The 16759-nt window shown below is 35.1% G+C and carries 14 protein-coding genes; 1 reads left to right on the top strand and 13 read right to left on the bottom strand.

The features are described 5' to 3' along the window. Both RTP52_RS20510 and RTP52_RS06745 read right to left on the bottom strand, forming a co-directional pair. A partial coding sequence (locus RTP52_RS20510) for a helix-turn-helix transcriptional regulator (protein WP_442913528.1) occupies positions 1-162 on the bottom strand: 162 nt, incomplete at its 3' end. Positions 163-181: 19 nt separating this feature from the next. Continuing rightward, positions 182-706 (bottom strand): GNAT family N-acetyltransferase, encoded by a 525-nt coding sequence (locus tag RTP52_RS06745; protein WP_312370041.1) that lies wholly within the window; start codon positions 704-706, stop codon positions 182-184. A gap of 414 nt (positions 707-1120) precedes the next feature. Here RTP52_RS06745 and RTP52_RS06740 point away from each other — a divergent pair, with 414 nt between their 5' ends. Further along, the gene (locus tag RTP52_RS06740) at positions 1121-2041 is read left to right on the top strand and encodes a MerR family transcriptional regulator (protein ID WP_312101627.1); all 921 of its coding nucleotides are present in this window, start codon (positions 1121-1123) and stop codon (positions 2039-2041) included. Positions 2042-2228: 187 nt separating this feature from the next. Here the strand turns inward: RTP52_RS06740 and RTP52_RS06735 are convergent, their stop codons facing one another. The 11 genes from RTP52_RS06735 to RTP52_RS06685 form a co-directional block, all read right to left on the bottom strand. Further along, complete coding sequence (locus RTP52_RS06735; RefSeq protein ID WP_312370039.1) at positions 2229-3497, bottom strand: amidohydrolase; 1269 nt, start codon at positions 3495-3497, stop codon at positions 2229-2231. Positions 3498-3687: 190 nt separating this feature from the next. After that, positions 3688-4647 (bottom strand): ABC transporter permease, encoded by a 960-nt coding sequence (locus RTP52_RS06730; RefSeq protein ID WP_312101622.1) that lies wholly within the window; start codon positions 4645-4647, stop codon positions 3688-3690. Further along, positions 4638-5849 (bottom strand): ABC transporter permease, encoded by a 1212-nt coding sequence (locus RTP52_RS06725; protein WP_312101620.1) that lies wholly within the window; start codon positions 5847-5849, stop codon positions 4638-4640. The genes RTP52_RS06730 and RTP52_RS06725 overlap by 10 nt, the downstream gene beginning before the upstream one ends. Continuing rightward, complete coding sequence (locus RTP52_RS06720) at positions 5839-7383, bottom strand: ABC transporter ATP-binding protein (protein ID WP_312370036.1); 1545 nt, start codon at positions 7381-7383, stop codon at positions 5839-5841. The genes RTP52_RS06725 and RTP52_RS06720 overlap by 11 nt, the downstream gene beginning before the upstream one ends. Before the next feature lie 260 nt (positions 7384-7643). Then, entirely contained in the window at positions 7644-8849 is a 1206-nt protein-coding gene (locus RTP52_RS06715) for a BMP family lipoprotein (protein WP_312101611.1), read from the bottom strand. Between the two features lie 197 nt (positions 8850-9046). Next, positions 9047-10111 carry an S-methyl-5-thioribose-1-phosphate isomerase gene (mtnA, locus tag RTP52_RS06710; RefSeq protein ID WP_312370034.1) on the bottom strand — a complete coding sequence of 355 codons (1065 nt, stop codon included), beginning with the start codon at positions 10109-10111 and terminating at the stop codon, positions 9047-9049. Between the two features lie 40 nt (positions 10112-10151). Further along, entirely contained in the window at positions 10152-10997 is an 846-nt protein-coding gene (locus RTP52_RS06705; RefSeq protein ID WP_442913527.1) for a purine-nucleoside phosphorylase, read from the bottom strand. A gap of 102 nt (positions 10998-11099) precedes the next feature. Beyond that, positions 11100-11711: a class II aldolase/adducin family protein gene (locus RTP52_RS06700; protein ID WP_312370032.1), complete on the bottom strand. Its 612-nt coding sequence runs from the start codon at positions 11709-11711 to the stop codon at positions 11100-11102. 94 nt (positions 11712-11805) lie between these two features. After that, positions 11806-12582, bottom strand: a complete 777-nt coding sequence (locus tag RTP52_RS06695) for a DeoR/GlpR family DNA-binding transcription regulator (RefSeq protein WP_312370030.1) — start codon at positions 12580-12582, stop codon at positions 11806-11808. A gap of 27 nt (positions 12583-12609) precedes the next feature. Beyond that, positions 12610-13872 (bottom strand): hypothetical protein, encoded by a 1263-nt coding sequence (locus tag RTP52_RS06690; protein ID WP_312101598.1) that lies wholly within the window; start codon positions 13870-13872, stop codon positions 12610-12612. Positions 13873-14230: 358 nt separating this feature from the next. Then, entirely contained in the window at positions 14231-16459 is a 2229-nt protein-coding gene (locus RTP52_RS06685) for a hypothetical protein (RefSeq protein ID WP_312370029.1), read from the bottom strand. Positions 16460-16759: the final 300 nt, after the last annotated feature.

Below are 16759 nucleotides of genomic sequence, written 5' to 3'. Positions count from 1 at the left end.
ACCGAAGGTCGATACGACAGGAATTCCTGCAAGACATAAAGAGTCAATATCTCTCATGATTGTCCTAGTGGAAACTTCGAAACGATTTGCTAAATCCTGAGCAGACGTACGTTTATGATTGAGTAGGTAAATTGTTATTGCTAAAAGTCGGTCAATTTTCATATGATATCACCCAAAATCTCTATAAGATATACTCTAGTTGTATATCTCTTGGGTCTAATGCATAAAGCACTTCGTTTACTTCAGTTGCATCAATACATCCAAGGCCTCGATAAAATGCAACCGTTTCTTCCGCAGAAGCTGAGCAAATATATAACTTTTTAGCACCTAACTGAATAGCACTTTGACATAATCTATGAAATAACTCTTTTCCAATCCCATGATTTCTATCATTTTTAGAGATAAAGATCTGATCAAGAAGCAGATACTCTTTATTCTTACCGAATAAATCTGCATCTAAAACAGCATATCCAACCATAGTATCGTTGTTAAAACAGCCTATTGCTTTACCACCACCTTCTAAAGAATTGACAAAGTGTTCTTTGTGCCATGGTAAACCATTTGGTAGTTCTTTTTCTAGCCAATTGATTTCGGCTAAGAATAGTTCACCATTTTTTTGTCTCCAAGCTTTATGTATAAACCATTCCGCATCGATTTCTTCGATTTTATGTACATCTTGAACTGATAGATCTTTATATTGATACATCTTATACCTCCTAGACTTTCGTAGTATGTTTACTGGTGATATCTAAATGTAGAAAGGCCAATATTCTGTATAGAAACCATCAGTCACATTATATTTTAGTCTATCATACTAGCGGATATTAATCATCAGTTAATTCGTTGCAAGTTTAGTTAGATTTGTTTTTAAGCTACCCGAATAGCGAAAACTAGCGTATTTCTATACGATGACACCACTCCTTGATAAAGAGGGAAAACCTTTTGTAACTAAGGACTTAAAAGAAATAATATTTAAGATCAAAAAGTTAACTAACCGAATAAGAAGGTATGTTATTATGTATTGTAATATATTAAAATAAAGAGGAAAAAAGCTCTTGCAATTGTCGTAACGTCAAGTGTTACAATAATTTTAGAGATATCTCTGAAAGGAGTAAAAGAAGTGAATAATCTAATCGCAATTCATAAACTCTCTGCGCAGCTAGGGCTGACGAGCCGTACTTTGCGTCATTGGGAATCGGAAGATCTTTTTTGCAGTATAAGGGATAATGATTCTGGATGGAGATTTTATGATGAAAATGCAGTTTTATGTGTTCGTATCACAGCATTACTAAGAACACTTGATGTTCCGATATGTGAAATAAAGACTGTTATGGATAACAAAACATTTGAGAAATTACAAGAAGTTATTGTTAACAGACTTTCTGCTTTAAAAGCTCAAAGGGTGGAAATTTCTAATAAAGAAAAACAGTTGGTTCAGTTCCTGTCCTTTTTACAGGAACATAATAATCAATTGATAACGGATGAAAATTTATCGGAATTGCTGGCAAACATAAAACTGACTAATGAGTTACAATACGAACTGGAGGAGTTAATCATGTTAAATCAGCAAGAAAATAGTAAAAAGCTAAGATTTATTACACTTCCGCCTATGCGGGTCGCATACAACGTTGCAGTGAGCGTGTCGCCCGAAGATGAGGCAATGATACCTGTTATAGACTGGTTAAAATCAGCAAATCTAACAGGAACAGCTCGTTTGTTTGGTGGGAACATGAATCCAATGCCAAGCGGAGAAGGTAAGCCTTATGGATATGGCATGTGCGCTTCCATTCCTGACGAAATCGTTGTTCCTGATAATCTTAAGGTGATGAAATTACCTGGTGGGCTATACGCAATGCTTGAAAGTAGTGATGATATAGGGGGCTCATGGAAAACATTAATGAAACTATTATCAATAAATGATAAATATGAACCTGACCACTCAAAATTATGTTTTGAAGAACATATTCGTAATGATAGCCCCGATGGAAGTAAACAGGAGTATTTTTTAAATCTTTTGGAACCAGTTAAAATTAAAAAGTAATATATATTGATGGCAGTGACACTTTATAATGTCACTGCCATCAATATTAGTAAAATACTAATCGTGTTATTTAAATTTATGCCCAAAACGTAAACAGAATGTAATGAAAACGGATGATGAATGGAATATCTCTCGATTGTTTCATAATCTTAGAAATCACTAATGTATCATTTCTTCGATATATAAATTACCTCATACGATTTATTATTTCATTCGCCTTCGCATAAATAGCCTCTGGATCATCTCCTACGAAAAATTCACCATTTTCATAAAGTATCTTGCCATTAACCATAGTTAATTTAACATTAGTTTTGCTTCCACTATAAACGATATTTTTAGTGATGTTATTCAACGGTTGCATATTAGGCTGATGTAAATCGATCATGATTAAATCTGCTAATTTTCCTTCAGCTAGACAATCACAGTCAGTAAGACGCATTGCTTTTGCACCGTTTACTGTTGCCATCTTAAGAACTTCATTTGCATCTACCGAAGATGCATCCTCGTTCTTTAACTTAGAAAGTCCTGTAACTAAGAACATCTCACGAAACATATCAAGACAATTGTTGCTTGCAGGGCCATCTGTTCCGATTGCTATATTAATTCCCAGGGATAACATATCCTTAATACGTGCAATTCCGCTAGCTAATTTCGTGTTCGACCCAGGATTTGTAACAACTGAAACTCCTTTATTCTTTACAATATAAAGGTCCTCATCAGTCATATGAACACAGTGGTATCCGCCGCCGCCAAAATCATAGATACCTAAGGAGTCAAGAAATGCGGTTGGAGTCATATGATTTCTTGATATACATGCATCAACTTCTGCTTTTGTTTCTGAGTTATGGGTATACACAGGTGCTTTTTGCTGTTTTGCTAACGCAGCTAAATCCATAAGAATCGATCTATCGATGGTATATTCTGCATGAAATCCAAGTTGAAATGAAATTAGCTCATGATAGTTATTATATTTTTTGTACCAATCCTCAACCTGTGTTACGGTATGCAAAAAGTTACTTACACCACCGCAAAGAACGGTTCGAAATCCAGTATCAATCGATGCCTGAACTATCGTATCCGGTGTAATATACATATCAAAGTTAGCTGTCATACCACTCGTAAGGTACTCTAAGATGGCAAGTTTTGATAAGTGATAGATGTCATCCGGTGTTAACTTCGCCTCCATCGGAAATATCTGCTTATTTAACCAATCATGCAATGGTAGATCATCCGCGTAGGATCTTAGAAATGTCATAGCAGAATGTGTATGACCATTCTTAAATCCTGGCATTAATAGATTCCCTTTACAATCAATTTCTCTATCCCATGAAATCTGGATTTCTCTTTCGGCACCTACATAAGAGATTCGATTATTTGTTACCCAAAGCTCCCCTTCTAGGATACTACAATCGTTTTGCATAGTCGCAATTCGAGCATGATAGAATCTTATATTCATAGTTTACCCCATTTCTGCGCTGCTTTTTTCGTATCCAAAGTTTGTTGTTGCAGCGCTGACACAAACTTACCTGGTATAATTTGTTTTTCACTCTTTTATAGAAAATTATTGTGAATTCCTAAAAGTTATTCATGTGTTGATTTAGTATATGCCTGAACTACCCATTATATAAAGCCAATGGGATTAAGTTCTAACGCTTTCCTTTGTCGTAAATCTCACCGAGTGCAGATGGTGCACGATTATGTTTAGAGAAAAATACAAGTAAAAGCATTGTTAATACATAAGGTAAAATCATAACTAGATCTGAGTAGGCACTTGGGAGCTCTAAAATCTGTACAAGCTGATATCCACCAGATCTTGCAAATCCGAATAAAAGACAAGCCCCTAATGTCGGAAGAATTGACCAATTACCAAAGATTAATCCCGCGATAGCAAGATAACCATAACCAGCGTAGATACTACCAGAGAAGTTTGCAGAGATAGAATATGCGAAACTAATACCAGCAAGTCCAGACAATGCACCGGATATGATAACTGCAATCAAGCGAGTCTTTGCTACCGAAATTCCTGCTGCATCCACCGCATGAGGGTTTTCTCCACATGCTCTTACATGCAATCCAAATCTTGTTTTATACAAAACATACCAAGCAATGAATGCAATTACAATGATAACAATCTCGAAAGGGTAAATATTTTTAAAGATTGCCCCGATTACCGGTATCTCTGATAAAACAGGTATCGTAAGTTTATTAGAAACACCTAATACAAACTTATCCGAAGGTGCATCAAATAATCCACGGTTTATTTGTTTTGTTAAAAAGGTAGTTAAAGATAACGCTAAAATATTAATAACAACACCGCTAATTACCTGATTTGCTTTAAAACGAATACACAAAAGTGCATGGATTAAGGAAAATACCATACCACCAAGCATTGCAATAAATAATGCAAGATAAAACGGTACAGAAGAATCTGCTCCAAATGATCTCATTGCTAAAACAGCTGCAAATGCTCCACAGAATGCTCCAAATCCTTGAAGACCTTCTAATGCTAGATTTGTTATTCCGCTTTTTTCACAATAGATACCGCCAATTGCCATAATAAATAATGGTAATGCAAAGGATAACCCGTCTATAATTATTAATTCCATTTGTTATCCTCCTTTGTTTCAGTTGATTCTATTTTTTTCTCTTCTTGCTTTCCATCTTTATGAATACTAGAGCTTTTATCTTTGGTTTCTGTAAGAGTTTCGCTCTTCTTCTCTTCTGATTTTGAACCTAGTCTATCCATCTTATGTCTAATATAGAAACTACAAGCTGAGAAAAGAAGTATAATTCCAGTAATAACAGAAGCAATCTCAGCTTCTACTCCTGCAGCCGAACTCATATATGTGCTGCCTTTATTAATAATAGAAATTAATAAGGAAGAAAATAAGATGCCTACAGGATTCGAATTTCCAAGTAATGCTACTGCAATAGAATCAAATCCTATACTAGGCAACACTTTCGGTTGAATGGATCCAAAGTAACCTAGATAGTAAGTAACACCAGCTAATCCGGCTAATGCACCTGAGATAGCCATAGCTAATACCATATTTTTGCCTACATTCATACCAGCATATTTTGCAGCATTTTTACTTTCACCAATCGCTTTTAGCTCAAAACCAACTTTGGTACGATTCAGTAAAAACCTAACAACGAAAACCAGTATAATTGCTAGGATTATAGAAAGCGGAATATCCATCTTATAATTTCCGACTTTCATATCTACTAAGGTTAATCTTGCTGCCTGACTAACTGGATTTGATTGTCTGGATACAGGATTAATGTAGTACATAGTAATAAAGAAACTAATCACATATTGGGCGATATAGTTAATCATAATGGAGGATACAACCTCATTGATATTATAACGATGTTTTAACCATCCAATCAGTCCACCAACCAATGCTCCTGTAAGAATACCAATTAAAATCACAAGTGGTTTCGCAATAAAATCACCTAGTGAACTATATCCGACCACTATAGTACTAACGAAACCAGCAGTTAACATCTGTCCTGCAACACCTATGTTAAATAACCCTGCCTTTAAAGCAACTGCAACTGCAAGGGAAGCAAATAGCATAGGAGTCCACATGTTAAGCAAACTAAAGAAATCCGTAATCAATCCCTTATATCCTGCGTAAGAAGGTTTTGGAAGTATGCCAGCACCTTGCAAAATATTATAATAAACACTGATCGGATTCTTACCAAGGCAAAGTAATACGACTGCTCCTACTAGTAAGCTAACAATAATCGCAATGATAGGAACCATAATGGCTTGAACTTTACTGTTTTTTAATTTATTTCTCATTGTTATGCCCCTTAACCCCCATCATAAATTCTCCAACTTCTTTGGTTGTAAGTGTCTTAGCTGGTGCAATCTTTTGTAAACTACCATTATAAATAACTCCAATGGTGTCCGCACAATTCATAATCTCATCTAGTTCTAAAGAGATTAGTAAGATTGCTTTTCCTTTATCACGTTCTGCAATAATTTGCTTATGAATATTCTCAATTGCTCCTATGTCAAGTCCTCTTGTTGGTTGAACAAAGATAAGAAGTGGAGATTCCATCTCTATTTCGCGCGCGATAATTGCTTTTTGCTGATTACCACCACTCATAGAACGAACGATGGTTTCATTTCCTTGACCGCTTCTAATATCATATTTATCTATTAAACGGGAGGAATAACTTGAAAATGTCGCATCTTTTAGAATGCCATTGTGACAAAATGGCTCTTTATAATATTTTTTTAGTGCTATATTATCTTGAAGGGTAAAATTCATCACTACACCATAGCTTTGTCGGTCTTCTGGAATATAGGAAATTCCTTCTTCCGTACGTTTTCTTATGCTTGTTTTTGTGATATCTGTTCCATTTAACCTGATAGAACCAGAAGTAGTTTTCATTAAGCCTGCAATTGCATCAGCAATTTCAACTTGACCATTTCCTGCAACGCCAGCTATTGCAAATACTTCTCCTCCATGGATGGTAAAAGAAACATCCTTCACCACTTCAAAGTTATCTTCATTTTTAACAGTTATATTTTTTACTTTGAGAACCGCTTCATTAAACTTCGGTTCACTTTTTTCAAGGCGGAAGGTTACTTCACGACCTACCATAAGATTTGCCATTTCTTTTGTGGAGGTTGTAGCCACATCAAGAACATCGATCAACTTACCTTTATTTAAAATGGCGCAACGATCTGCTACTCGTTTAATCTCATCTAATTTATGTGTTATTAAGATAATTGTTTTTCCAGCATCTCTAAGTCCTTTAATTATTTTTAGAAGGGAATCAATCTCTTGTGGGGTTAGTACAGCGGTAGGTTCATCGAAGATTAAGATTTCTGCTTCTCTGTAAAGCATCTTTAAAATTTCAACGCGCTGTTGAATCGAAACTGGAACTTCTTCAATTTTTTTTAGCGGATTCACTTCTAATTCATATTTCTCTGATAAATCCTTGATTGCCTGATTGGCTTTTTTCATATCAACGTAAGGTAAGATACCAAACAATCTTTTTGTCTTTTCCAAACCAAGCACAATATTTTCCGTAATCGTATAATTTTGTACTAACTTAAAATGCTGATGTACCATTCCAATATTAAGTTTTGTTGCATAACTTGGGGAGGATATTACTTCTTTTTTCCCTCGAATCCATATCTCACCCTCATCTGGTTCGTACATTCCAAAAAGCATACTCATGATTGTTGACTTTCCGGCACCGTTCTCTCCTAAGATGGCAAATATTTCACCCTTTTTTATCTGAAGAGTCACATCATCATTTGCTACAATACCAGGAAACCTTTTTGTAATATGCTTCATTTCAACTATATAATCTGGCATCCTTATCCTCATTTCTACGTTACATTTTGCGATTTCTAGTTTGTGGTTGCAGCATCTTAAAATACCTGCTGTATGAAATATTACATATTCCCACTTATCTAATCTAATAACAAATGCAGAGGCTGCTGCAAATTTCATCTACTTCATTAAGAAAAGCTAGTAAATACTCTTTTGAATAATATTCGCCTCAAAAGAGTATTTCTACCTAAGTCACTTATTGAACAAAACTATTGCGTCAGCCTCGTGATTCATGTGTTTTTCTATTTATCTAAACCTGGAAAACTATCAGACTTAATTCCGTTAAAATTCGCTGCTGGAACAATGGTACCATTCTTTACTAATTCATATGCAGCTTCAAGTTTTTCGATTGTTTCAGCACTCATTTGCTGTCTTCCTTCGGTTGCTACAAAACCGGTAGAATCTGTATCAGCTTTTAATAATGCATTCTGTCCAGTAAATGTTCCATCAACAACAGCATTTAACTGCTTTTCAACGTTCTTAGACATTACCTTTAAAGCAGAGGTTAAGATAATATTATTACTTCCGTTTACACCATCATCGTACTGGTCAACGTCGCAACCGATTGCTTTTACATTAGTAGCTTCCTTAATTGCTGTAAATACACCGTTTCCAGAACCACCAGCTGATACGAAGATTACGTCAACACCTTCTTTAATTAAGGCATTTGCTACAACCTTACCAGTTGCTTCATCGGAGAAACTACCTACATAGTTACCACCAACATTAGCACCAGTAACATCGGTTCCTGCGTATGAAGGTAGTTGAATTAATGTAACACCAGTATCATATTTCTTATTCGCGTAATTTACACCACTTTCAAAACCAAACTGATAATTTACGTTGGATGGATAAGCGATACCACTAACTAGAGCTACTTTTTTTGTCTTTGACTCTAATGCAGCTGCCATACCTGCGAAAAAGCCGCTTTCCTGCTCTGCAAACTGCATCGCATAGATGTTTTCAACAGTTATTTCATTACCTTCAGCATCAATTGGATATGCATCCACTAAGATAAAATCAACATTTGGGTTATCTTGTGCAAGAGTACCGATACCTGCAAACTGGAAACCACAACATACAATAACATCATAATCTGCTACGATATCAGCAACTGCCTGAATTGCAGCTGTTGTATCTCCGGTTGGTTCTTTGACAGGAGTTACTGTTGCATCTGGATGATTTTTAATAAAATTTAAGATACCAGTGTAATTATCCTGATTAAAATTACCATCATCAACACCAGATGGGCTACTAACGATTGCAATTTTAAGTGCCTCTTTTTTACCTTCGTTGTTACCTTTATTTTCTCCCTCTGAAGAAGGAACTTCTGTTACAGTCGCACCGCTAGGTGGATTACCATTATTTTCATTCGCTTTTTTCCCACATCCTGTAAATACAGTTGCAAGCATTGTAACACCTAAAATCACTGCTGCTAATTTTCTCATGTTATTTCCTCCATTCATTCGCACGTCTCTTTACTTAGTAAAATTACCAATTATAATCATCCAGTAAAATTACCCAATTAAAGTTTGTACCTGTTTTCCTAGACACATTCATTTCGATAAATAATTGATATCTTCTTTTTTATCATTATTATCTTTTTTGAGATGTAATGCGTCCTTTATAAAATAACCATTTCGGATTATTTTTTAATTTTGTCTTGTGCCTTTTGAACCGCTTCTTTTAAACTTACTTCAAAAGGTGCTTTACATACGCCATGCTCTGTAATAATTGCTGTGATCAAATTATGATCGGTTACATCAAAAGCTGGATTATAGCATTTCACATCACTTGGAGCCATTGGTTTTTCATACCACTTAGATTTAATTTCATCCTCGGAACGAAGCTCTATCTCAATATCATCACCAGTTTTACAATTTAAATCTATGGTAGAGGTAGGACACATTACATAAAATGGTATTCCATAATGCTTCGCTAAGATTGCAACACCACTGGTTCCAATTTTATTTGCTGTGTCACCATTCTCAGCTACACGGTCACATCCAACGAAACATGCGTTGATAAAACCATTTTTCATCACAATACTAGCCATGTTGTCACAGATTAAAGTAACATCGATTCCTGCTTCGTGAAGTTCAAAAGCGGTCAATCTTGCACCTTGTAATAATGGTCTTGTTTCATCTGCAAATACTTTAAAGCTCATTCCACGCTCTTTTCCAAGAATCAATGGTCCAAGAGCGGTACCATACTGACTTGTAGCAAGCGGTCCTGCATTACAATGAGTTAGAATTCCATCACCATCTTTTAAAAACTCTAATCCATATTCAGAGATTGCTTTACAGATCTTTATATCTTCTTCTTTGATTGCAATGCATTCTGCTTTTAATAAAGAAATTATTTCTACAATGCTCTTATCTTTTGCATCAAGTACGACCTTTTCCATTCGTTTTAAAGCCCAGCTAAGGTTTACTGCAGTTGGTCTTGAAGAATCAAGATAGTCTTTATATTCACGAAATTTTAATAGGAATGCATCATATTCTGTCTCTTCTATTGTTTGAGCAAGACAGTATATCGAGAATCCCGCACAGATTCCTATGGCAGGAGCCCCTCTTACCTTTAATGCAAAGATTGCATCATACATCTGACGAGGTGTCGATAAGGTAAGATATTCAATTGCATTCGGAAGTTTTGTCTGATCTATTATTACGACGGACTTACCATCTGGACTTAATGTTACATTTTCCATTTTAGCCTCTCTTCCGGCGTTTTACGCCATTTTACTTAATTTATTTGGAATCTATTACATCCGCAATATTTCGAATGGATGTTGTAATTAATTGCTTAAATAGGGGTGCTACGCGGTCTGCTGTCTCTTGAACTTCTATATGGCTTAATGGTTCCTCTGTCATTCCACAACCAAGATTTGATATACAAGAAATTCCACAAATCTTCATTCCCATATGATTTGCTGCTATTGCTTCACATGCCGTACTCATACCGACTGCATCTGCACCAAGAAGTCTACACATCTTAACCTCAGTAGGCGTTTCAAAGTTTGGACCACTTAGTTGTATATAGACACCTTCTTGTAACTCCATACCGTTTTCTTTCGCACTAGTTCGGATGACCTCGCGAAGATCTTTATCATATACTTCACTCATATCACAGAAACGTAACCCAAGTTCATCAATGTTTGGTCCTATGAGTGGAGAAGGTACAAAATTACTAATTTGATCGGTTATTAACATAAAGTCACCGGCTTTGAAATTAAAGTTTACTCCTCCTGCCGCATTGGTAAGGAATAAGACCTTAGCTCCCATCATCTTCATAAGTCTGGTTGGTAATACGACATCTTCCATCTCGTATCCCTCATAGAAATGAACTCTTCCCTGCATAATAACAACTGGTACTTCTTCCACATATCCAAATACAAAACGCCCTTTATGTCCAGCTACCGTAGATACAGGAAATCCTTCAATTTCATTATAATCAAGAGTTGCCTCCACCTTGATCTGATCTGCATAATCACCTAGTCCAGAGCCTAAGACAAGTGCAACGAGTGGTTTGAAATTAATTTTCCTCTGAAAGCTCTCATAACATTTTAATAATCGTTCATAAGCAGAATAGTTCATCCTATTTTCATTCATAATAATACCCATGCTTACCACAGTATTTTGTGGCCTGTTTTTAACAGTTGCATTATCCTTTCGTTATAATAAAATGAATTTGAATTTTTACCATTGATCTTCCGTTAATACTACCGGAGTTCCTACAGTTAACGCCATATGATAAATTTTTGCAGCATCTTCTACATAGATACTGTTGATGTATGCTTGTCCTAATGTTTCTCCAACTGCAACCACACCGTGATTTGCCATCAAACATGCATTTTTTCTATCTAAGATAGGTACTGCGTTTGCACCAACATCACTACTTCCCTGTTTTGCATAAGGACTCACTTCAATACTTCCTTTTAGGAATGGTACCATCTCGATGAGTACAACTGGAATTTCTTTATGAAGAACTGCAAAGCTGGTAGCAAATGGGGAATGCGTATGCACTACTGACTTCACATGCGGAAGGTTTTTATAAATTTCTGCATGAAGTTTCCATTCAGAGGAAGGTTTTAGATGACCTTCTAGTACCGTACCATCCAAAGAAATAACAACAACATCATTTTCCTCCATGATAGTATAGTCATATCCACTTGGTGTAATTGCCATTGCATTTAAATCTTCTAGAAATACGCTTATATTACCACTAGTACCTGCAACCATGCCTTCTTTCAATGCTCTTTTTGCAGTTAAAACTACTTCTTTTTTTAATTCTACTTTCTTTTTTTCCATTTATTCATCCATTCTGGCGATTTCATGCCTTTTTATAATGATCATGACATTCAATAAGAAAAAGCACGCATCGCGAACATTTCCTTATTACAAGTTATTTGGCTATCACAATCTCTTTTTTACGATTCAAAAGCGCTTCTTTTAGTTCTAACGATTTTCTATCGATGTCTTCATTTACAATTAGATAATCTACATCATCCAAATCACCAATTCGATAAATCGCATTACGACCAATTTTTGTAATATCCGCAACATAAAAACAGGTTTTAGCTTGTTTTATCATATTACTACGTATGGTCGCTTCCTCTAAAGTATAGTCTATCATTCCGGCTTCTACACTGATCCCAGCACTACTAATAAATACTTTATCCACATAATAGTGACTTAGTGCTTCTACAGTTACTGAACCACAAAATGACTTCGTACTATCCTTATATTCCCCTCCAAGTAAAATCAAACGAACATGTACTGCATCTTCTAGTTCTTTTGCAACAAGTAAAGAGTTCGTTACAACGGAGATTTTTTTCTCAGAAGCTTTAATTTCCTTTGCGATATAACTTGCTGTTGTACTACAATCGAGTAGAACAGAATCGTAATCTTTTATAAAAGTGAGGCTCGCTTTCGCAATTTGCTCTTTTTCTTTTTGATAAATTTTACCTCTAACTTCAGTTGGTGTCTCATTACCATATCCTTCTCTAAGATATGCACCTCCATGGACTCTTGAAATTACTCCCTGTTTTTCTAATTTCTCTAAGTCACGACGAATGGTTTCTTCTGTTACCTGAATTACCTTACTAAGTTCGCTTACAGAAGCAACTTTATTTTCTTGAAGTGTTTTAATGATATACTGTGTTCTTTCAATTGCTAACATGCCCCACCCCTATGTGATTTTCAAGCGTTATTGAAAATCTTCTCCTGTTAAATAATGATAAAACGCTTTATTTACTACTCTATCTTCAGTTTTTACGGTTAAGTCGCCAGCGACTTCTTGTAATTTACTAACTACAGTATCTTTATCTTCAGGTAGATAGAACGTATGAAGAGAATACATACCATTTTCAATAACCAAATCACCAATGCTATTATAAATTTCTTTTGGCATATCTAACTTCTTTGTACTATAAAGTGGCTGCCACCAAGATCCGTAGATAAGGCCTTTTGCTTCTTCATTTCCTTCATATTTCTTTGCATACGCTTCAATGACTTCATTGAAACGAGTCATATCTTCTTGATCTAAGAATTCTAATTGTAAATCATATTCCACTGCGTAAGTTAAATATAAATTGTCATTAAATTTTTTTACTTCATAAGTTGGTGTCGTTTCTGGAATAGGACCCCACTCTAATAAGTATTCATATATGGATACTTTTGGTTCTAATTGAACTTTTGCCACAATACCTTCTGAATTCAGTAAGCCGATTAACTGATGAGCATGTTTAATATCTGAATGTCCATATTGAAGTGTAAGTTCCGGTAAAAAGTTTGCATTATATGCTTCATTTTTTATATTAAATCCAGTTACTATTTTATTTTGAACTGCCATTTTCCCAATCTCAGATAAGGAAGCATCATCAAACAAAAGAAAAGAATTCCACGCATTATCTAACTTAGCATAAATATCTGGGTCATTGGAAGTTGCAAGATAATTTCTCGCATCACCATTACTAGTTGCAATTTTCATAAGTAAGGAATCTGCTATGTCCTTAGTAACATTCTTATCTTTAGCTGCAATTTTACCTTCCTCATTTGTTAATATTCCTGTATCGAGAGCACATGCTAGGTAAGCACTATATTCTGCTACTATTCTATCCTTAATTCCATGGCTATTTAAGCTTTCCGTAACCTTCTTCTCTGGATAGCTTAATACCAATTCTTCAAAATTAGCAGCTTGCATTGCAGCTTTTACCGCTGACAAATAAGTTAGTTCACCATCTACAGTTACGTCACTACCAAGTTTTTGTAATGCCTGATTAAACTCCGAGGCACCTACATTTTCATTCTCTAATTCAATATCAAAGAATGTTTTTAAGTATGTTACCTCTGTGGTAGTATTATTTTTAGTGCTAACATTCTCAGTTTTTTGACAAGCAGCCATATTTCCTGCTAACATCATTACTGCTAACGCAACCATTAATTTTTTTCTGTACTTCTTATTTATCATGTTGTACTCATCCCTTCGCATGTCAAATGTTTTACGTGAATTTGTTTACGTAATTAAATATACTGTAAATAAAAGAAATGGTCAATGAATTAATCTGTGTTTTTCTTTGAAAATCTGTGTTTATTTCTAATGTTATTGATAAGCTTGGCTTATATATCATGAAATTGCTTGATAAATAAGGCTTTGTATAAGTTTTAATGATAATTAACAAAAATCTAGCTGGAGAGAATACTATAAATTTATAATCTATAGTATTCTCTCCAGCCAGATTATGAAATAATTTTTGTAATAAAGATATTATCTTATTACAGAAATGGATATTGAAGTACTGCTAAACTTTAATAAATGCACTTATTATCTAGCAACTTCCAAATGATATCTTTTTCAATTCTTCTATCGTAACATTATGAGTTTCTTCTATCACACCACCGTAAATGGTCGAAGTGTCGAGAGCAGATTTTTGTGAAACACCATCCGCTGTTATATACTCAAAAATAACATAATCGTTACTCTCCTCATTATACTCTGGTTCCGTAGTATCCGTAATAAATTTATCCATAACAATCTTACCTTGATACATAAAAATTCTAGAACCGATTCCAGAGCCTAGTAAATGAGCATTAATATTTCCACCAGTTACTTCAAACGTATTAAATATCATACGATTACTAATATTAATCTCTCCATTGGAAATAGTAAAACAACTTTTATCCGTTACTTCCTCATTGCTTTCATCACGATAACCAATGTTATCCATATTCATTATACCGCCATATACATTAACTTTCATGTAATTTAGCCCATAGATCGCATTTTGTGTACTACTAATACCATTAATTATACCATTATATAAGGAGAAAGCTCCTGCATTACCAAGATATATTCCAATGCTATTTTGTTTTGCAGTGATCGAGATATTTCCGCCAAATTGTTGGATGGAACCGCTTGGTGTTGCAATTCCATAGGAATCATCAAAAGTTTCTATCGTTAATTTATCCTCATTAGAACTTCCTGCAAAGGATAGCTTAGCATTTGTGCCTACATAAAGTCCTACGCTATTACCACCGGTTTTTATTGAATTTTGCTTCTTGCTATTGATAAGAACATCAGATTCACCACTCACAACAAAGAACATTTTATCAGTTTGTTTTGTATAATCTACAGTCACATTCTCAAATTCAAAACTGTGTTTTCCGCCATGTACTATAATTTGATTTTTTGAAGTGGATCCGGTTATTTTAATCGAATAGCTGTTTCTTCGATAAATCTTATTTTTATAAATTAAACCGTCTGCATACACTTCTAAGTTACTAACAGATAAATTAAATACCATATCTTTTGAACTACTGTAACCTTGCAATACATCAAAGGAACTTAAATAGTCCTTCTTAGTATGTTTTCCTGACGCAAATGTTACATCTAAAGCAAGCTTACCATCTTCACTATTTAATCTTGGCAGCCATAAGCTTAATATTCCCTTCGAGTTAATATCCTTACTACCATAGCTTTTCTGGTAGGCAGTAATCTTAGTTACTTTACCTGTTTCACTTGGTATTAGCGTGAGATATAATTTTTGTCCCTGTGAATTTTGGGGCTGTACAGAACAGTAATCTGCAAAAATTTGACCACCTGTAATAGTAATACTCTTAGCAGCTATGTCGTATTCTTGTCTACTTTGCCTAAGACGATTGTCATTGGAATAGGACCAAGAATCATACACATCAGTTCCCATGCCACCATCAGCCTTAATTGTTCCTCCTGATATTACAACGGATGTACCATTTGGATTTAAACTACTGCCGATTCCTGCACCATAAGCACCAGCGATTGCAGTAACATTACCGCCGCTGATAGTAATTTTATTTCCTTTACATTCAAAAGCATGATCACCTATTCCAGAACCTCCCGAAGTTGAATAAACAGTACCTCCGGTAATTTCTATGATTCCTGTTGATTTTTTACTGGAAAAACCGATACCACCTGAAGCATCTTTTCCACCAATTGCAGTTACATTACCACCAGTAATTGTTATACTGCCTGCTTCACCATCGTATTCTTGATAGGGCTGATATGCATATCCACTTCCTATTCCATAACCACATTGACCGCCTTTTGCTTTTATGGTGCCACCTTTTATTATGATAGTGCCACTTCCGCCAATACCAGCATCAGCAATCCCCCCTGTTACTTCTAAGGAACCGGTACTATTGGAAGAGACTATAAATTTTCCGCCGGATTTCACACGAATACCCTCATCCCATTGACTCGTTATCTTACTCTCACCTTCTAAAATGAAGTTTGCAGCTCCACCGCCCTCAATCAAAATCGGAATATTTGAGGCAGCGGTTATAGAAATTTCTATATCACGTAACGTTATGTTTGTTGATACGCCCTTTTTAATTGTTATTGTGTTTTTATCCGTTTTACCTGTGATTGTATAATCACCAGATTTATCTATTGTAATGTTTCCTTTACTGATATCATACGATTTCGTCTGGGCTGCAAAAACATACTTAGACGATGATAAAAAGCAAATGACAACTATGAGTAGCATAGTTCGAATTATTCTAATCTTATCTAGCTTCATATTAATCTCTCCTTTTAATCTTTCTGTATAAACTCTCTATTCAAGGCTACTAACATATATTGTCAAATATATGTCAATATTTTCTTTTCTTAGAGAAATCAAATGAAGCTAACGAAGAAATGGACAAGCCCTTCACTATGGTACCAGTGTATCGGCGCCCTCACCGTCAATGGTCATTGTTTATTTAGCAATCCAACCAATAGATAAAATGAAATCATATAAAAAGGTTCTTAATCATTAATAGATGAACCGACCCCCAAAAGTTAGACCAAAAATCTAACGATTGGGAGGTCGGTTTTT

The organism is Lachnoclostridium sp., from assembly GCF_031997925.1.
Lineage (GTDB): Bacteria > Bacillota > Clostridia > Lachnospirales > Lachnospiraceae > Lachnoclostridium.
The sequence above is the reverse complement of the archived record's forward strand: the minus strand, read 5'-3'. Positions and strand labels throughout refer to the sequence as shown.